The 18,804-nt window shown below is 38.0% G+C and carries 15 protein-coding genes and 1 riboswitch; of the genes, 7 read left to right on the forward strand and 8 right to left on the reverse strand.

Translation table 11 applies throughout. The annotated features are described in order from the left end of the window. Positions 1-5: 5 nt before the first annotated feature. From BLR62_RS00250 to BLR62_RS00275, 6 genes are all read right to left on the reverse strand, one after another. Positions 6-3,662 (reverse strand): CotH kinase family protein, encoded by a 3,657-nt coding sequence (locus BLR62_RS00250; RefSeq protein WP_090791598.1) that lies wholly within the window; start codon positions 3,660-3,662, stop codon positions 6-8. A gap of 3 nt (positions 3,663-3,665) precedes the next feature. Continuing rightward, positions 3,666-4,427: a polyphosphate polymerase domain-containing protein gene (locus BLR62_RS00255; RefSeq protein ID WP_090791601.1), complete on the reverse strand. Its 762-nt coding sequence runs from the start codon at positions 4,425-4,427 to the stop codon at positions 3,666-3,668. 30 nt (positions 4,428-4,457) lie between these two features. Continuing rightward, positions 4,458-5,138: a DUF4956 domain-containing protein gene (locus BLR62_RS00260; RefSeq protein ID WP_090791603.1), complete on the reverse strand. Its 681-nt coding sequence runs from the start codon at positions 5,136-5,138 to the stop codon at positions 4,458-4,460. A gap of 304 nt (positions 5,139-5,442) precedes the next feature. Beyond that, the gene (thiT, locus tag BLR62_RS00265; protein ID WP_090791606.1) at positions 5,443-6,036 is read right to left on the reverse strand and encodes an energy-coupled thiamine transporter ThiT; all 594 of its coding nucleotides are present in this window, start codon (positions 6,034-6,036) and stop codon (positions 5,443-5,445) included. Positions 6,037-6,132: 96 nt separating this feature from the next. After that, positions 6,133-6,240: riboswitch (TPP riboswitch) on the reverse strand. A 58-nt stretch (positions 6,241-6,298) separates the two neighbouring features. After that, complete coding sequence (locus tag BLR62_RS00270; protein ID WP_090791609.1) at positions 6,299-6,988, reverse strand: CpsD/CapB family tyrosine-protein kinase; 690 nt, start codon at positions 6,986-6,988, stop codon at positions 6,299-6,301. Continuing rightward, positions 6,963-7,736, reverse strand: a complete 774-nt coding sequence (locus BLR62_RS00275) for a YveK family protein (protein WP_090791611.1) — start codon at positions 7,734-7,736, stop codon at positions 6,963-6,965. The genes BLR62_RS00270 and BLR62_RS00275 overlap by 26 nt, the downstream gene beginning before the upstream one ends. A gap of 244 nt (positions 7,737-7,980) precedes the next feature. Between BLR62_RS00275 and BLR62_RS00280 the strand changes: the two genes are divergently transcribed. From BLR62_RS00280 to nrdG, 5 genes are all read left to right on the forward strand, one after another. Continuing rightward, positions 7,981-8,679, forward strand: coding sequence for an EAL domain-containing protein (locus tag BLR62_RS00280; RefSeq protein ID WP_176759169.1), 699 nt, complete (start codon positions 7,981-7,983; stop codon positions 8,677-8,679). A gap of 19 nt (positions 8,680-8,698) precedes the next feature. Next, positions 8,699-10,117, forward strand: coding sequence for a zinc ribbon domain-containing protein (locus BLR62_RS00285; protein ID WP_090791616.1), 1,419 nt, complete (start codon positions 8,699-8,701; stop codon positions 10,115-10,117). Between the two features lie 26 nt (positions 10,118-10,143). Continuing rightward, entirely contained in the window at positions 10,144-10,986 is an 843-nt protein-coding gene (locus BLR62_RS00290) for a zinc-ribbon domain-containing protein (protein ID WP_090791619.1), read from the forward strand. Positions 10,987-11,174: 188 nt separating this feature from the next. Then, positions 11,175-13,049, forward strand: a complete 1,875-nt coding sequence (locus tag BLR62_RS00295) for an anaerobic ribonucleoside triphosphate reductase (protein WP_090791621.1) — start codon at positions 11,175-11,177, stop codon at positions 13,047-13,049. A gap of 6 nt (positions 13,050-13,055) precedes the next feature. Beyond that, positions 13,056-13,529 (forward strand): anaerobic ribonucleoside-triphosphate reductase activating protein, encoded by a 474-nt coding sequence (gene nrdG / locus BLR62_RS00300; RefSeq protein WP_090791624.1) that lies wholly within the window; start codon positions 13,056-13,058, stop codon positions 13,527-13,529. A 158-nt stretch (positions 13,530-13,687) separates the two neighbouring features. Here nrdG and BLR62_RS00305 read toward each other — a convergent pair whose 3' ends face one another. Further along, on the reverse strand, positions 13,688-14,623 hold the full coding sequence (locus BLR62_RS00305; protein ID WP_090791627.1) for a nuclease-related domain-containing protein: 936 nt from the start codon (positions 14,621-14,623) through the stop codon (positions 13,688-13,690). A 105-nt stretch (positions 14,624-14,728) separates the two neighbouring features. On the opposite strand from BLR62_RS00305, the gene BLR62_RS00310 reads away from it, so the two are divergent. Continuing rightward, positions 14,729-15,883: an MFS transporter gene (locus BLR62_RS00310; protein ID WP_090791629.1), complete on the forward strand. Its 1,155-nt coding sequence runs from the start codon at positions 14,729-14,731 to the stop codon at positions 15,881-15,883. A gap of 161 nt (positions 15,884-16,044) precedes the next feature. Then, positions 16,045-17,127: an LCP family protein gene (locus BLR62_RS00315; RefSeq protein ID WP_090791632.1), complete on the forward strand. Its 1,083-nt coding sequence runs from the start codon at positions 16,045-16,047 to the stop codon at positions 17,125-17,127. 28 nt (positions 17,128-17,155) lie between these two features. Here the strand turns inward: BLR62_RS00315 and BLR62_RS00320 are convergent, their stop codons facing one another. Then, positions 17,156-18,694, reverse strand: coding sequence for an ATP-binding protein (locus tag BLR62_RS00320; RefSeq protein WP_176759170.1), 1,539 nt, complete (start codon positions 18,692-18,694; stop codon positions 17,156-17,158). Positions 18,695-18,804: the final 110 nt, after the last annotated feature.

The raw sequence follows: 18,804 nt of genomic DNA on the forward strand, positions 1-18,804 counted from the left end.
GTTTCTTATGCATTAAAAACGCGTATTTCTTTTGTGTTTTTCGGAAGTAATAGTCCTAAAAGACCACCTAATGAAAAAACAATCATAAATATTCCGATTGAGAATGCATCTGTTAAAAGAGCAAAACCAACATTAGTGAATTCTACCAAAATAGGAATTGATACTCCTATACTGACTAAAAACAAGAGGATTACAACGGCTTTAATTAGTGACTGTCTATGCTTAGGTGCAAAATAAGCTAGTGTCCAAACAGATAAAGCGCCTAATAACAAGGCAAGTGTATAAGATAAAATGTAATTTAAGATCCTTGCATTTCTTACACCTTCTGCTTCTGAAACATAATAAGTGGTGTCTATTTCTTCAAAAATGGGTTGAAGCAATGTATCACTACTTACAACAATCTCTTCGTCTTTATCATATTCATCATTTTCCCAACCTATAAACTCATATCCCTCTTCCGCTTGAGGTTCGATATGAATAGGCGTCGACTCATAATATATACCTTGCCAAATCCAATCATAATCAACGTCTTCGTACATGAAAGGATCTTGTCCGTTTACTAAAACAGTACCTTTGTGTCTCTGTTCATGCTCTATATTCAGTTCAAATGACTCACCTAAACCGAAATGATCGTCCAAATAAGATCTAACGATCGAAGGGCGTTCTTCAGCAAAGTATCGAAGCGTATCAATACTCTCATACCATTCATCAACATCATGGTGATTGATATCCCATCTCTTTAAATGGAGCCCCATTTCATCTTCATATAACGCTTCAAATTGTTGAATCTGATGAAGCACTCTGTCAGTATTAAAATGAATATTTAAGTAATCGATAAAGCGCGATTTAAATTCTTCATTAAATTCGTCATTTTCTAGCAAATGACGAATCAAAAATGTTGACTCCTCTGGGTGTAAGATCCATTCAACTGTATCATGTACGACCCCTCTTGTATTATCTCGTCTATCATCTGACGTGTACATTTCGAATCCATGGTCCGTATCGTACAACAACCAACGCCATCTGCCATCTCGACCTTCAACAGCATCTGGATCATATTCATCTGTTAAGTAGCGCCAAAACCTAATATTATTGTGAGGCCAATCCGAGTTTGCAAGGTAAACCTGTGAAATAATGTAATCCATATAATTGTCTACATCCATTAATGTTTGAATATATTGATAATGTTCATCTTCTTCTAAACCATTTTGTTCAATATATTCAATCATATCGTGATAGTGAGCTTGTCCATCTGGATTCCCTTTATCAAAATCAGCAGATCCCTCTTCCAAAATTGTCACATTATCTGGGTTCACTCCATCATAGTGAGACTCAAGGTAATACTCATCTTGCCTTTCTCGAATATTGTAAATACCCCAATATTCCCCATTTATAAAAGCAATCGCAGGTCTAGATGCCTGTGGAGCAAAATTACCTATGTCCTCGACTAAACTTTGCATAAATGCATCTCTAAAACTTAAATCATTGTGATCATTTCCAGAATTTCTTAAGAGAATGCGTTTGAACGCATCTATCTCTTCATCGCTATCCCCATAAGCTTGCAGTGAAGGGAAAAATTCATAGTGCATCCAATCATCTTCATCGTAAGAGCCTCTAGCGTAAAACCTTAAAGATTTTTGATCACGGTTTCTAGTAATTCCACCGTGTATTCGAACACCGAGGTTTTGACTAATTCCAAGAACGCCATTAGGCTCATAAAGTTCAAAAGCCATTGGATGCTCCCATTCTCTTCCTCTATTTTCATAATTACCTTCAGCATAAATCCCTATCTCTTCATCAAATAAGTTGTCTGAGTCTGTATTTAATGAGATCACAGGAAAGTTGAAGCGATTGTGAACATCTCTTCCTACGAAATATGAATGTGTGGCAATTTCGCTCAACTCACCAGAATCACCCCTAGTTACAGCACGAACGGTTTGAACTTTAGGCAATTCTTCACTTAATGTTTCTTCAATACTTAAAACACCATCATACAACTTTGAATCCTCTGTCGGTTCAGAACCATCTAGAGTATAATAAATCTCTGTACCTTCATCAGATTCAATTTCTAAGTCAAAGCTTTGTTCATAAAATCCACCTTGATGAGAAAATCGTGGTGTTGATAACACCTCATCAAATCCATCATCATCATTTTCATCACCAGGCGTCGGTGAATTAAAGTACGTTAGCTGATCGTCACCATCCGGCATCCGACCAAACGATCTATCCCGAGGTACTTCTCTTTGAGCGATGAAGTCGATCGTTGTTTCACCGTCTGGTCCCATTAATATAATCGGTTCACCTTGACGACTAATTGAGAAGTTCGTGTGATGCATGCCATTATTATCTAATCGATCCTCTCCAGATGCCCATATGACGATGTAGTCATCCGCTTCAATCACAACATCCTCTGGAATCTCCCAACGTGTTGGGTTTGTTTCATCATCTGATAAATAGTACCCTGATAACTCAATTGATTCATCAGTTGGATTATACAATTCTATCCAATCATGATAATTGCCCTCATCATCAGAAATCGTCTCACCATTAGATGCCATATATTCATTGATATATAACTCTTGATCTTTGGGCGATAATAGGTTTTCTGGCTCTCTAACTGATATATTATCCCAATAATCTCTGATCGGGGCATAACCTGATGCTTGTCCTTCTTTTTCAACAGAAATAGGGTTTTCTGTTAAATCAATAATTGCTTCGACCTCAAGACTTGGCTGATCTTGTAGGGCACCATTTTCCATAAGATGACCTATAACAGAAACATCTTCTATACCAGTATTTCGTACATTTAACCGAGTTAAATTAGTAAGGTTCTCTAATACTTCTATATGCTCGCCTATCGGTACGTTAGGAATGATGAGCGTTTCCAATCCAACCAGATCTTGAATAGGGGTGAAATTATAAATTTTTTCATTGGAATGAAGATTTAGGTAAGTTAATTCATCTAAATCTTCCAAAAACTGAATGTCTTGAATATTTGATTCTCTAAGATTTAAATGCGATAAGTTTTCGAAGTTCTCCAAAAATTGAACGTCTCCGTTTTTAAGAGGATTTTGACTTAAATCTAATTCTTCTAGATTTATTAACGTATTCAATGGCGTCGCATCTTGAATATGGTTATCTCTCAAACTTAACTTTTCAAGCGAGGTAAAACCTGCAAGGATTGAAATATCTTCAATTCGATACTGATAGCTGCCGTCGTCAGGATCCGGTCGCTTCACATTATGACGTAAGCTCAGCTCTTTTAAATTTTCAAGACCTCTTAAGCTATCAAAATGAATCGCTTCAAGTGAGGTGATCTCATTATTTCTCAGATTAAGAATTTCTAATTCGGATAAGTTTTGCAATGGTCTAACATCTTCAACAAAATTATCTTCAAGATCTAATGTTTCTAATTCAGTTAAGTGTTCGATTCCTCTGAGTGATGTAATATCTGCACCCTTAGCTTCCAATGATGTTACATTGCTTAACATCCCTACTGTTAAATCATCTTCGGGTACACTTAATTCATCTCGTATGACTTCCTCCAAATTCTCATCCTCAAACTGAACAGCTTGAGACATTTGATAAGAATAGGAATAAATCATCGTAAATGCGATGGAAAAAATGAGGAGGCCTGTGAAAATGATGACAATTCTTTTCATAATTTATTGCCTCCCCTTCATCGTATAAAATGAACTTAACATATGATCCGACATTGGCATGACAACATCTTTTCTCGTTAATTCAATGCTTTGACCGTACTTACTGTTTGACATAGCTTTTAAGCCATATTGTTGAATGATTCGTTGTAACCACGGCGGAATGATATCTAGTGTTTTTATTTCTAAAATAATCCCTTTGTGATGATCATGACCTTTATATAGAGGCTTTTCTGGAAAAAGCCTATCAGCACTAGCACTTTCAACTGTATGGTCAAACGTTAAACGGAAGTCTTCACGATCTTTTGGCTGAAGCCCTTCCCTTTTATAACGAACCAATGTTTTAGGCCGCAACGCTTTTAAATGCGCCAATCTCTCAAACTCAGTTAAAACCTCATTATTATGATTTGGCCAATGGCCTGTACGAATATACTCTAAATAATCTCGACCTTTAACAAACACACTATATTTTGTCATATTTAACCCTTTTCGTGTTTTCAATTCAACACTAATTGGTGTATCGTTACTAAAGTTTTCGTGATAAGAGCGAATGCGTAATTTAATTCGACTATAGTTGCCATAGCACTTATCTGTATAAGCTTCATAGTCATTCGTATCAAAATACAAGCTTTTCACAAGGTACTTTTGATCTTCTGATCTCAATGTAAACTTATCCATATCCATATAAATTAATGCTGCATTCTTTATTTGGTGATATTGCTGCCTACTGATTAAATATTTATATTCAAAACGTTTAACCGTTCTCATACTAAAAGCTCCTAACTTATTTGCGTTAAATTACATCGGTAGAGCAAGCTGAGGTGCAAGTAAAGATACTTTCTCAACACCATTAATCTGTTTAATTTCATTTAACAGATCCTGGGACGGATTGTCTTGGTTTTTTAAGAATTTTAGTTCAAAAATAATTTCCCAATGCTCATCATGTACATCATGTGATCGTACTTGTGCATTTGTTGCATAACGTTTAATAATATCTTCTAGATCCTTAGAATGACCATCCAATTGACCCGTAACGACGAGAACAAACTCTGCATGAAGAGGCGTTCCATATTTCACCATAAATAAAAACGTTACAACAATTGCGACAATAATACTCGCCACAATAGTTACTGTCCAATTATAGGTACCTGCACCTAACCCAACAGCAATTGTCCAGAACAAGAAGACCATATCGCGCGTATCTTTGATCGGTGTACGGAAACGAACAATTGACAGCGATCCGACTAGACCTAGCGATATAACAAGATCACCTTGAATAAAGTACATAACCATCGTTACAATTGGCGAAATTAGTACTAATGTTGTTAAAAAAGAGCGCTCATAGTTCATACCTCGATGTGTATATTTGTACACAAAGGCAATCCCGATTCCTAGAATAATAGCTAAACTAATCGATACAACTAGATTCATAATATGTATAGCTTCTACAAAAAACGTGCTTGAAAGTTCATATAACATGTGCATATCTCCTTAAATGTATTGAATTTTTTTACTACTAGCTATGCATTTGTACCTTGTTTTTATAAATACAAAAAGCACCTTTGGTATTCTATCATGTATAATTTTTCTATTCAACCCAGTTATTTTAATTGATTCAGCTATAGATCTGATTCAATATATAGATATCTCCTTGAAAAATATCACTACGTCATTCTTATGATCTTAGAAACCCCGGAACAGACAGGGGATTTCTAAGACCAATAAGAAAAAACCGAACTCAACAATCGTCGAGTTCGGTTAACGGGTCCGCTTTAGTTAATTATTATGCTGCTTGTTGTTTATCTTTTGATTCACCTAACATGAGCTTAGGTCGTTTAATAAATAAATAGCCAATCACTATAATATTGATTAGATAGGCTGGTAATAAGTATGAACCGTTATAAACGAGCGAATACACCCATATATTCATCCCATCAATTAGTGATTCAAAGAAGACAACGCCTGCTAAATAGTGTGATACAAAACGAAGACTGATTCCTGCTAAAACACCAAGCGCTAAATAACCAGCAAATAGTTTATGATTGTTATCTTTTAGAGCTCTTTGTACAACTGGTGCAAATAATCCAGCCACTCCTAATACGGTAAAGGCGATTGGATAGTCAAGCGCTCCTTGGATCGGATGCATAATCCAGGCTGTACCGGTTGCGATCTGTAGTGTCCCGTAAAGAAAGCCGGATAGAAGACCGCCTTTTAGTCCCCAACGGAATGCGACGATGAAAATGGGAATCATCGCGAATGATACAGACCCACCTTGTGCCCAAATTCTAAATGATAAAAATGGTAGTAAGTCTAAAACAAGTGCGAAAGCTGTGAAAATTGCCACTTCAATTAAAAATAATGTGCGTTTTGATTGCATGATTGTCCCCCTAATGGTTTTTAATCAACAAAAAAAGCAATACATATGGGGGTGCTTCCTGATGGAGGACCCGCCTTTAGTATTACTTTTAAACGCCATCAAAAAAGCCACCATCCCTACGCTAGTATTAACTAACAGGTTCATAGAGTCTAAACATCTCGTGTTTACTCTCAGCTGACAACATCAGCTCCCCTTGAAGGCTTCATTATTCACTTTTTTTGTTACCTTTCATTATAAAGAAAGACTCGCCAGTTAGCAAGTCTTATTCTCCATAATAGTAATATTGATTTTTAGTCAACTCGACATCGTTTAAAACGGAACCGAGCAACTTAGATTGAGCAGGCTCTAACAATTCTTTCGCTTTTAACGCCGCTTCTTGATCTGTTTGTTTACTTCTTACCACTAATAATGAGCCATCAACTTGATTTGCAAGAATTTGCGCGTCTGTTACAGCTAAAACAGGTGGTGTATCAAAGATAATGAAATCGTAGTAACGTTTTGCTTCTTCAATCAGTTTGGTCATCGCTTTGGAACCTAATAATTCTGATGGGTTCGGTGGGATGGGACCAGATGGCAATATATCAAGACCATCATGTTCTGATTTTGTAAAAGCCTCCGCTAAGGATAGCTCACCAACTAATACGCTACTCAATCCTCTACGGTTATCTGCACGGAATGTGTAATGCACCGTTGGTTTACGTAAATCGGCATCGACGAGTAATACATTCTTCTCTTGTTGAGAAAAGACAATCGCTAAGTTCGCAACCGTGGAAGATTTCCCTTCAGACGGTCCCGCTGAAGTGACAAGCATGGTTGAAAGATCCTCATCAACTGCTGCAAATTGTAAGTTCGTTCGAATCGTCCGGTATTGCTCTGAGATTGGAGAGCGTGGATTTAAAGATGTAATTAAGTGTCGCATCGTCTGATTAACTTGTTTTTTTCGCTTGGCCATTCATTTGTCTCCTCTCTCTTACAGGACGTACTGATTGAGGCGATGGAGTGGCAATGTCTCGGTCACTAATATGACTCACAATACCGATGACTGGTAAGCCGAGGTCTTTCTCCACATCTTCCTCTGTTTTAACCGTTGTATCTAAGAAGTCTAGTAGGAAAGCTAGACCGACACCGACCATTAAACCGAGTACACCTGCAATAGCAATGTTAAGCATTGTGTTGGGGCTAATGGGTGATGGATTTAATGGTACTTGTGCTTCATTTAAAACATTAACATTGTCTACATTCATTAGGTCACCGATTTGGTCTTGAAACACACCCACTGTTGTATTAACAATTTGAACCGCCATTTCAGGGTCTGGGTCTGTCGCACTCACTGTAACGACTTGAGAATCGTTTTCGTTATCGACCGTTAGTTTATTGCTTAAGGCGGTTGTAGAAATGTTCAAACCTAATTCCTCTTGAACTTCTGACAAGATTCGGTCACTTTGTATAATCACATTGTACGTATTAATTAATTCAACATTTGTTCGTAAATCATTCAATTCAACACCAGACACTTCTGTCTCATTCGGCGCTTGGTTCTGATTGACTAGAAATTGTGTACTTGATTCATAAATTGGCGTCATGAAAAAAGTTGTAACGACGCCACTTATTAACGCAGCACCTATCGTTAGTAAAATAATCAGACCCAGGCGCTTGCGTATGATGGCGACAATTTCTTGCAGTGATATCGTTTCTTCCATATATATACCCCTTTATGTAAGTTTTGCTCGATCATATAAATGCACAAATGACATTATAGCATACGTTTAGTATAAAATGGATAGAAAAATAAATAATTGTTGCTTTTGTTCGACCTTTTTATCTATGGAGCATGACAATTGTCACCTTTTTTGTTTTTTTGTTAGTGGATGTCTGTTCTCTGTTATAATTAATTAGAGAATATAAACAGTATTGGTAAATTATATAAACGTTAGGATGGTTGCTATGGAAGAGTTTATCAAAAATCGTGAGTTTCACCATGTTTTTCAACCGATTTTTGAAACAAGTTCAGAGTCATGTTTAGGATATGAAGGATTACTTCGAACAGATCAGTTTTCAAATCCTGAGCACGTTTTTAACCAAGCAAAACATGAAGGGCTTTTGTATGAAATGGATATAGCATCAATTGAAGAAGCGTTGCGAAAAGTTGAAAAGAAGCAAAATCTACAAGGTAAATCTATCTTCTTAAATTTACTCCCTTCCACTTTAAACGATTCTCGATTTTTACATGACTTAGACCGATTATTTGGAACGCTTACAACTTCACCTTCTTCAGTTGTATTTGAATTATCTGAACAGGAGTTACTCGAGCCAACCGATCATCACGTTAAGCAAATTGAAACTATTCAATCCTGGGGGTGTCAGTTTGCACTCGATGATGTCGGCAAAGGGTATGCTAATTTTCATACGATGATTGATTTTGAGTTTGATATGATTAAATTGGATCGTGGATTTGCTGATGGTTTAACGGATTCATTAAGAAAAAAGGCCTTCGTCAAAAGTATGGCTGACTATTGCAAGAAACTTCAAATTCGGTTAGTTTTAGAGGGGATTGAGACAAAAAGAGATTACGAGACAGCTAAAGGATTACATATTCCATCTGTCCAAGGCTATTACTTAGGACGACCGACTGATCTCGTGTAACAAAAGAAAGGATGAGCCGATGAACTATTGCCAACATTGTGGACATCAGTTAAAAGAGAAAGATAATTTTTGTCAATATTGTGGGAAGCAAGTCGCGACACCACAATCTGAGCTGATGAAGAAAACTGAGTCTATCTCCTTAAAGGAGCGATTCAACAAATTATCTAGAAAACAACGAATCATTGGGGGATCAGTGTTCGTTGCTATTATTCTATTATTTAGTTTCTATCAAATCGGACGTACATATGCAGACCCTGAGCGCGTGATTGGGGAATTTGAACAGGCGGTTGAGGAAGAAGACCGAGAGGCGATTGCTGATTTACTTGTTTTTGATGATGGTGAAGAGATTGATTCTGAAGATTTGGATGGGTTTATGCGCTATTTAGACGAGGGAAATATCTCATCTACAGACATACAGAACTTGTTAACTGATCAAATTGAAAATCCCGCAGCCGATTACATTTTATCAGTTGAAGAATCAGACGGTAATTGGTTTTCATTCAATCGATATGACATCGTTGTGCCTAATTTTTATGTAGAGGCAACGGTTGAAAGACCAGGGTCTGACGTTCTATTTGAACAAGAGGTTATTTCTACAACAGAATCAGAACGTGAAACAGTAGAGTTAGGACCACTCGTTCCGGGTATATACCAAATGGAAGCTACTTTTGAAAATGACTTTGCTTATCTTTCAGAGTATAAGGAGTTCGAGCTTCTTAGATTAGATCGGACGGATGTCGACTTATCATTTTATCTGGAAGGTGATACGTTAGGCTACTCTGTTGAGTATGAATCAGAAGCTGAGGATATTCAGTATTACTTAAATGATCAAGAAATTGAACTAGACGCTGACAATTTATTCAGCCCGGTTTCAGCAGATCAACAGCTCGAAACATTTGCCGTTCTCACGTTCCCTTGGGGCGAAGTCGAAACAGAAACGACAGAAGTTCGTGCTGGAAATAACTATTTATCTGTCGATTCACCCTTTTCTGAAGAGGCGAAGAATGAGCTCATTGATGCCGTGGATCAATATGGAACCGAGTATATTAACGTGATGAACGAACAATCAGTTGATGAAGCGTCGGTTGTGACGGATGCATTTTCCGATGATTATTTAACAGATGAAGTCGATGGTTTAATTGATAGCGAGCGTTACTGGGACAGTGACCATAGCGAAACGAACATTGACCTCAGTAGTTTGTCACTTTCTTATGATGAAGATGATGCAGCTTATTATGTAAATGTTAATGTTGAGTACGTATTTCTTGTTGATGAGGTGACAGATCCCGATGAATTCGGTGATTCGGAACCGAGTGAAGAAACGAGACGCATGCAACTAAGGTTATTTTATGATGAATCTAAGGATGCTTGGTTAGTGGATGATGTATCGGGGTTGTTCTTCTTTAGTAGCTCGAACTTAGAAGAAATATCACATTAAATAAAAAGAGAACTGGAGTGATCGAGATGAAAACATGTCCAAATTGTCAAGAAACATTAGAAGAAGATGCACTATTTTGTACAAATTGTGGGACGAAGTTGGGTGAGGAAACTGAAGAAGATGCACCGGTTGTACACACACCCGTTGAGGAATATGCAGCTGATGAAGATGAGAAAGATTTTATTAGTCAGGTGAAGAAGGTCAGTAAATCATATTGGCACTTTTTACCGCCTGCTTTGATCCAACCGTTTAAGAAAAGTTTAATGATGACAGAACATAAAACAGATTTAGTGAACAGCATTATTACATTGGTATTATTCGCTTTACTTGTACCGGTTTATATTTATGTCGCGATGGATCAACTGTTCCCAACTCTCACGCCTTCTGTTTTTGAATATGTGTTGGAGCCGTTCTTTTACTTACTCGTGACGATCGCATTTGTGATTGCTGTTATGTTCGGGTTATCGCGTTTAATGAAATTATCATTATCGTACTTGCAAGTGATGAGTCATTTTGGTGCGCTGATGGTGCTACCTTTAACAGTGATTGCTATTGCGATTTTTATGGCGCTCGTTGGCGGATTAAGCGTGAGCTTTAGCTTAACTGTGATTTCTGTCCTATTGACCTTTGTGATGATGATTGTTAATCTTTTCGTTATTCGCATTACTTATCAAGCGAATCAAAGTGTTGATTTAGTTTATTTAATTGCCTTACTATTTATCGCATTTTATTTATTTGGTCAATTATTTGGGGAAGTTTTCTTAGCTGATTATATCGTGCGATTGATTGAGGATTTCATTTATCAAGAAGCATTTTTCGATTTAATTGATGGCATGATGAACGAACAGTATCAAAACTTCATGTGGTAATTCGTCACAAATATGTCACAATTAGCACGTCGCATGTCACTCATGGATTAAGCAGATTTTAAACAAATATTGGGAATTTTAAGGCTATTCTTATCCTTGTCTATATGCTAGACTGAGAACAGAACACAATATATAGTGTTCTGTTCTTTTATTTTATACTACATATTGATATATAAGGAGATGTTAAGATGCAAACTTTAACTCCACGTAAAGCTAATACCGACTCACTCATCGATCAACTAGATGAGATTGTCGCATCTGAGAATCAAGATTTAATCCAAGAAAATGCCAATGTTGATGGCCAGTCACCGATGGGGCAAATGTCGAAGTTCGGTTCAGAAGCTGCCAAACATTATGCGAAAACCAAATTATTAAGTGGAGACGTTGTTGAGGCGATGAATGATAATTTCATCCATCCACATGATTTAGATTTTTTACCGACAGGCACGACGACGTGTGCACAAATTCCATTAGGTGCGATTTTAAAAGGTGGTTTTAATACAGGGCATGGCTTTATGCGTGAACCTGGCGATATTACGAGTGCGATGGCACTCTCTTCAATTATTTTTCAATCAAATCAAAACATGCAGCACGGTGGTCAGAGCTACCCGATGTTCGATTATGACTTAGCACCGTATGTGCGTAAGTCTTACGAAAAGCATCGTAAAAAATTACTCGGCTATCCTGTTGAATGGGACGAGGACACTTTAGAAAAGACGGCTTGGAAAGAAGCTGAACGTGATGTCTTTCAAGCGTGTGAAGCGTTTATTCATAATTGCAATTCGATGCATTCACGTGGCGGTGGTCAAGTGCCGTTTGTGTCGATTAACTATGGGACAGACACTTCTGTTGAAGGGCGTTTGTTAATTAAAAATTTATTGCTTGCGACAAAAGACGGTTTAGGTAATGGTGAGACACCGATCTTCCCGATTCAAATTTTCAAAATGAAGCGCGGGGTTAATTTTGAACGTGAGGATAAGAACTATGATTTATATCAGTTAGCTTTGGAGACAACAGCGAAGCGACTTTTCCCGAACTTTAGCTTTATTGATTCCAGTGTTAACGTTCAGCATTATGATGGCACACCTGAATCGGAAGTGTCCTATATGGGGTGCCGAACACGCGTGATGGCTAATCGTCACGGGGATGACAATAGTATTCAGCGCGGAAATTTGTCGTTTACATCGGTGAATTTAGTGAAAACAGCGTTAGTGTCATCTTCGGTAAGTGAATTTTTTGATTCTTTAGGTGGAACTGTTGATCTTGTGATTAAGCAATTGTTGGAGCGATTTGAGTTTCAAGCGAAGAAGCAAGCACAACATTTTTCATTTTTATATGGGCAAGGCGTTTGGAAAGATAGTGAGGACTTGAAGCCGACTGATTCTTTACGTGAGGTCTTAAAACAAGGAACTTTGAGCGTTGGATTTATCGGACTTGCTGAATGTTTGGTTGCCTTGACTGGCAAGCACCACGGTGAAAGTGAGGCGTCACTTGAGTTAGGTTATGAGATTGTGCAGTTTATGCGTGAACGCGTTGACTGGGCAAGTAAGCAGTATGATTTGAACTTTAGCTTAATTGCAACACCTGCTGAAGGGTTATCAGGACGCTTTACACGCGGAGATCGTGATGAATTTGGGTTGATTCCTGGTGTGACCGAGCATGACTACTATACGAATTCATTCCACGTGCCCGTTTATTATTCGATTCGTGCAATTGATAAGATTCGGATTGAAGGACGCTTCCATGAGCTATGTAACGGTGGACACATTTCATACATTGAGTGCGATGGGGATGTAACGAAAAATACGAAGGCGCTTGATGTTTTAGTGAAGGCGATGGCTGAAAATGATTTCGGTTATGGTTCAATTAACCATCCTGTTGATCGCTGCGAACCATGTGGCTATACCGGCATTATTAATGAGGAATGTCCGAAGTGTGGGAATCGCGATCAAGATCAGGTGGAGCGTATTCGACGCATTACCGGTTATCTCGTTGGAGACATGAAAAAATGGAACACAGCTAAGCGCGCTGAGGAGCAGGAGCGTGTTAAGCATGGACAGTGATTTCATATGAAAGTGTTGAATATATTACATGATTCAGTTGTTGATGGTGAGGGTATGCGTACGGTGATTTTCTTTGCAGGGTGCCCTCACTTTTGCAAAGGATGCCACAATCCAAAGAGTTGGAATATTCGAAACGGAAGCGAGATGACCGTTGATGAGATCGTTGATGAGGTAATGAGCAACCCTCTTTGTGACGTGACTTTATCGGGTGGTGACCCGTTTTATCAAGCTGGAGAAGTTAAAGAAGTCGCTCGCAGGTTGCGCGAAAATGGGAAAAACATTTGGGCGTATAGCGGCTACACATTAGAGGAACTGCTCGATTTAGGCGGCGACTATGTTGAGCTATTAAGTTACTGCGACGTGTTAGTCGATGGTCCCTTTATTTTAGCAGAGAAAGACTTGAGTCTTGACTTTTGCGGCAGCCGCAACCAACGCGTGATCGATCTGAATCAACTTAATTTAGCAGAAAGAACTGGCTGAAGCCAGTTCTTTTCTTTATGGAATGAGTGTGTGACTGCGCGAAAATTTTGATTTGCGCGCGATTTTTTGTGGTTATGCGCGACTTTTGGTATTTGCGCGCGAAAATCAAGCTTGACTGCGCGATATATTGAATTTGCGCGCGATATGAGTACATAGAACTATCTAATTTTATAATGAGCTGATCGATTATCTCCGATTAACTCACATCCAGCGAACAATAATAAGCGACGCGTTACATGCCGACTCTCAACACCCAAATACTCACACGCTTCTCGGCAGGAGATCGTGTCTGAGATCAAAATCTGATAATCTTTTAATGCTTGTACATGCGCCCGCTTGTCAACACTCTTACAACGGGGGCAGTACCACGCTCCGTGCTTCCGCATCATTTGTTGACCTGCACAATCTGGGCACAGTACCCCTTTTAATAGATCCGCTTCTCGTATTTTAAATTTTTCCATTACATTAATTGCTCGATCCATGTGCCGACTCGAGAGTTGATCCGCAAGCCACGAACATTCGGATTCACTCAGTACAGTAGGATATCTCGCGATTATTTCTTCATACTTGTGTATAAAACTAGGTGCGGTGACTAAGCCTGGATGTTGAGTGATTAATTTACCTTGGCGGTGGGTGAACACAACAAGTGTTTGAATCGGAAGTTGATAACCTAAGTGAGCAAGCACATGTTGGAGTTGTTTCGCTTGGAGATTGGCTTGGAGTTTGGGATGTGTGTAGATGCGTTCATGATCGGTCGTTTGGATCATTTGGTTGGAATCGTTAAACGTGATTGTTCCGGTTAAATGTTTAATTTCAATAATTAAACAGAGTTGCGGGGTGATCAATAGATGATCAATTTGAAAATAATGTTCATCATGCAAAAGACGTAAACCTGCTAAACTAAAAATCGGTTCCTGCTTAACAAAATTCAAATAATATAAAAATTCTTTCTCCCCGAAGTAACCTGCTCGTTCTCTTCCTTCAGTATTTAACACTTGCTCATAGTGAGGATGACTCCGCGGCAAACGCCTTAAGAGTGCTTCGTAATGCCTTAAACTGGACGGTTCGGTTAGTGGTAATCGTTCATCAATCATAAGCACCTCCCTTTTAATGATTAAAGTATAGCACAGATTATTTTCTTTTTTGACAAAACACGTTATAATATATTTCGACTAACGAATAATTTTAGGAGTGACATCATGAAAGAGAAAATTTGGACACGAGATTTTGCCCTAATTTGTGTGGCAAACTTTTTTATATTTTTAGGATTTCAAATGACTTTACCGACCGTTCCACTGCTCGTTCAATCACTTGGCGGGACGGATCAAATTATCGGATTAATTACAGGGGTTTTTTCATTTTCATCTATTCTTTTTAGGCCATATGCTGGACATGCACTTGAATCAAAGGGCCGTCAGCCTATTTATATGTTGGGGCTGGCTATTTTTGTGCTGTCAGTTGGTTCTTACGCGATTGTCCCATCGATCATTTTCTTGATTCTCATGCGTCTTGTTCAAGGTGCAGGTTGGGGGCTTTCCACAACGGCAACAGGTACAATCGTGTCAGACTTCACTCCTCAAGCAAGACGTGGAGAGGGCATGGCTTATTTCGGGTTCTCAGGTAATTTAGCATTGGCGATCGGGCCATCACTAGGTTTAACACTCGCTGGTGCTCTATCCTACACGCAACTCTTTTTAATTATAGCCTCAACTGGGCTCATTGCATTCGTGCTCGCTTCTCGTATTCAATACAAAAAAATAGAAGATTTACCGCAGCCAGAGAAATCAACAACTGTAAAGTTTGATATTTTTGAAAAAAGTGCTGTTACACCGTCCATCTTACTCTTTTTCGTAACCGTTACTTTCGGTGGAATCACCTCATTCCTACCGCTTTATACTGCACAAGAAGGTGTGAGTGGAATTGAGTTCTATTTCTTGTTCTATGCGATTGCTCTTTTAATCTCGAAAACATTTGCAGGAAAACTATATGATGTGAAAGGACATATCTATGTCTTTTTACCAGGTGGTGTCCTCGTTGTGCTCGCGATGCTCACACTATTCATCATGCCTGACACGTGGGCATTACTACTCGCTGGTACGTTGTACGGACTCGGATTTGGTAGTATTCAACCTGCCTTGCAAGCTTGGGCGATTAATCAATCCCCGGCTAACAGACGCGGCATGGCAAATGCAACGTTCTTCGGTTCCTTTGATTTAGGTGTAGGAACAGGCGCTATGGTATTCGGTTTGATTGCCACTGCATTCGGATATGCATACATTTACTTAGCCGCTGCTTTATCCGTTGCAACAGCGATGGTCATCTACACAATCCTCGTGATTAAAAAATGGGCTTAAATGTGTAACGTTTTCGAAAATCTCTCGTCAAATAACTCGAAGGGACATACGTTACAGGATTGTTACATTTTTTATTCAAGTCAAAAATTATTTTACCTTTCAAACTATTGGTAGTACAATAGTTAATAGTGTTAATCATTCATATTTTAAGGGGATTCGTCATGAAGAAAAAAGAACAAGTGAATTCACGTTCTATGAAACGTAAATCAAAGAAGAGAAGTCGTAAACGTAAACTTTTGTTGTTTGTTTTAGTACCTATCTTGCTACTCGTAACAGCTACTTCAGTTTACGCATTTAATATTTTTAATCGAGCACAACAAGCAGTAGATAATGCATACGAAGATGATGGTCGTGACCGATCAGAATTAAGGGATTTTGATGTTGATCCAGATCATGATCACGTATCGATTTTATTTTTAGGTATTGATGAAAATGATCAACGTGATAACGCTGGAAGTGCTTTATCTGATTCTATGATTCTTGCTACCCTTAATAAAGACGATAATAGTGTGAAGCTAACAAGTATTCCGCGTGACTCATACGTCTACATTCCTGAGGTTGGTTATTATGATAAAATCAATCACGCGCATGCATTTGGCGGTGCACGTGCATCCATTGAAGCTGTTGAAGGCTTTCTAGATGTTCCTGTTGACTACTATGCTAGATTTAACTTCCAGGCATTTGTCGATGTTGTCGATGCGTTAGGTGGCGTTGATTTTGATGTGCCTTATGAATTTACTGAATCCAATTCAGACGACCAGCGTGATGCCATCCACCTTCTCCCTGGCGAACAGCGAGTTGACGGGGAGGAAGCTCTTGCACTTGCAAGAACACGTAAATTAGATAGTGACTTAGCTCGTGGTGAACGTCAACAAGAATTAATGGAATCGATTCTCGATCGAGCCGTTTCTATTGGATCTATTAATCGAATTAATGATGTCATCGATGCTGTTGGTGACAACATGACAACAAGTTTATCATTTGATGATATGATGAGCTTTATCTCCTATGGAATGTCCGGAGATCTAGATGTTGAAATGATTAATCTTGAAGGTAGTGACCTTTGGTTAGACGGTATCTACTACTATCAGCTAGATGAACAGCATCTTGCTGAAGTTCAAAACAAACTTCAAGTTCATCTTGATATCTTAGATGAAGATGAAGAGATGCAACCTGTAAATGAAGATGCGATTGGCGGAGAAGAAGATCGTCATCAGACAGATACAGATCAACATATAGAATAACAGTAAAAAAAGCCTTTAAGGGCTTTTTTTACTGTTTAAATTTCTTTATTAACCTTACTGAATACACTAATGGCACGATCTTCTTTAAACTTCTCTTTAGAAATTGCTTTCTATTTTGTTTTTTAGAATGGATTTCAAATCCTACTTTAACAGGGCTAGACCATTCTCGTACCTCAACATTACTTTCATTCCCTCCTGATATACGATTCAAAATAACCTGATCAAATGTAGTTACTATCTCTTTGTCTTGTCCCACAATTACGACTTCACTATTTTTTCTTTTATGTTCTACTAGATAACCACTTAGTTCGTATTTGAATACAAAGTCACGAACCCTTTTTAATTTTTCTTTATTAAAATCAACATTTGAAATGATATATTGTTTTCCATAAAGATTACCTTTTAATGGAGATGGGACAGTCACTTTATTTACTCTGTTTTGTCTAATAGGTTCCAATGTTCTTTGAAAATCAAAATACATACTACTTTTTTCTGTGTCATTTACTGTCTCGGGAAAGTAATCATCAATAATTGCTTTAGGAACGTCACATGGTTTTCCATACATAGGAAATACGATTGATCCTATCTGCGCTGTAGGATTCAGTTCGAGTACATGTGCTTGCCCAGAGCTTTCGACCAACAAGTCAACAGCAGAATGATATAGGTTAGGTACTGCTTGTATAGCATTAACCGCTACATCCTTTATAGAATGATTCAATTCATCTAGAACGTCAATTGAATCCCCACCAGCAGAAATATTATTTAAATCACTTAGAAATATAGTTTTATTTTCAGGTGGGATCGTCAACAGCGTATAACCTTGTTTTTTTATGAATGTTTCCAATTTCGCATCAATTTTTATTAAACATGAAGCTAAACGAGGGTTCTCTTTTCGTAATTCATTCTTTCTTTGAATAAGTTTTTTTATTGAAGAGTAGCCATCACCTACAATGTTTGCTGGAATTCTTTTAATTGCCCCCACCACTTGATCGCCAACAACATAGGCTCTAATGTCTTCAGCACTAAAGTAAGGTTCAATTAAACAATCTTCACCTTCATTTGAACTTCTCAAGTTGCATACGGCTTCCATTAAGTCTCTCTCATTATTAATGTCTAAATGAACACCTCGACCAAAACTGCCATCAAGAGGTTTAACAGCAACAGGGTAGCCTATATCTTCAGCTAATCGAATCAATTTTTCTTTTTCAATAGCTAAATTAAATCGATGTCCAGTAACTACAGGGACGTTAGCTTTTTGCAGATATTCTTTCGTCAATTGCTTATTCATACCAATTTCTGTCGCTTCATTTGAGACCTTATCGCCTCTAGTTCTAAAAAAATAATGTGTACGCGTCTCAGATGATAAAGAAAATAATTTTCCGGGTTTATCTACAAACCATGTTTTGATCTCGTCAAACGGACTCTCATTCTTCTCATGAAAATTTAGTGTTAATCCTCTTCTCCAACCTTCCAAAGCAATAATATATGCATCAAGTTCATGATCCCCTGCTTCATTCATAACATCTTTATTCAAATGAGGTAACCATTCTTTATTTATCTTTTTCATATTTATATTTCTCCTATTAACATTTAAGTTTTTCATCACCTCTTAATCGTACCATAATTTTATTATTGAGTATGCATTTAACTATTTCACTATACAATAAATTACTTTTG

Origin of the sequence: Pelagirhabdus alkalitolerans (genome assembly GCF_900096905.1) — a bacterium.
Taxonomy (GTDB): domain Bacteria; phylum Bacillota; class Bacilli; order Bacillales; family Amphibacillaceae; genus Pelagirhabdus; species Pelagirhabdus alkalitolerans.

What these genes read in the sequence shown, in the direction of transcription:
- BLR62_RS00315 (WP_090791632.1), top strand. Translation starts at nt 16,045, where the DNA reads ATGAAGAAAAAAGAACAAGTGAATTCACGTTCTATGAAACGTAAATCA.
- BLR62_RS00285 (WP_090791616.1), top strand. Translation starts at nt 8,699, where the DNA reads ATGAACTATTGCCAACATTGTGGACATCAGTTAAAAGAGAAAGATAAT.
- BLR62_RS00255 (WP_090791601.1), bottom strand. Translation starts at nt 4,427, where the DNA reads ATGAGAACGGTTAAACGTTTTGAATATAAATATTTAATCAGTAGGCAG.
- BLR62_RS00270 (WP_090791609.1), bottom strand. Translation starts at nt 6,988, where the DNA reads ATGGCCAAGCGAAAAAAACAAGTTAATCAGACGATGCGACACTTAATT.
- BLR62_RS00260 (WP_090791603.1), bottom strand. Translation starts at nt 5,138, where the DNA reads ATGTTATATGAACTTTCAAGCACGTTTTTTGTAGAAGCTATACATATT.
- BLR62_RS00295 (WP_090791621.1), top strand. Translation starts at nt 11,175, where the DNA reads ATGCAAACTTTAACTCCACGTAAAGCTAATACCGACTCACTCATCGAT.
- BLR62_RS00305 (WP_090791627.1), bottom strand. Translation starts at nt 14,623, where the DNA reads ATGATTGATGAACGATTACCACTAACCGAACCGTCCAGTTTAAGGCAT.
- BLR62_RS00280 (WP_176759169.1), top strand. Translation starts at nt 7,981, where the DNA reads ATGGAAGAGTTTATCAAAAATCGTGAGTTTCACCATGTTTTTCAACCG.
- BLR62_RS00310 (WP_090791629.1), top strand. Translation starts at nt 14,729, where the DNA reads ATGAAAGAGAAAATTTGGACACGAGATTTTGCCCTAATTTGTGTGGCA.
- BLR62_RS00250 (WP_090791598.1), bottom strand. Translation starts at nt 3,662, where the DNA reads ATGAAAAGAATTGTCATCATTTTCACAGGCCTCCTCATTTTTTCCATC.
- BLR62_RS00290 (WP_090791619.1), top strand. Translation starts at nt 10,144, where the DNA reads ATGAAAACATGTCCAAATTGTCAAGAAACATTAGAAGAAGATGCACTA.
- thiT (WP_090791606.1), bottom strand. Translation starts at nt 6,036, where the DNA reads ATGCAATCAAAACGCACATTATTTTTAATTGAAGTGGCAATTTTCACA.
- nrdG (WP_090791624.1), top strand. Translation starts at nt 13,056, where the DNA reads ATGAAAGTGTTGAATATATTACATGATTCAGTTGTTGATGGTGAGGGT.
- BLR62_RS00275 (WP_090791611.1), bottom strand. Translation starts at nt 7,736, where the DNA reads ATGGAAGAAACGATATCACTGCAAGAAATTGTCGCCATCATACGCAAG.
- BLR62_RS00320 (WP_176759170.1), bottom strand. Translation starts at nt 18,694, where the DNA reads ATGAAAAAGATAAATAAAGAATGGTTACCTCATTTGAATAAAGATGTT.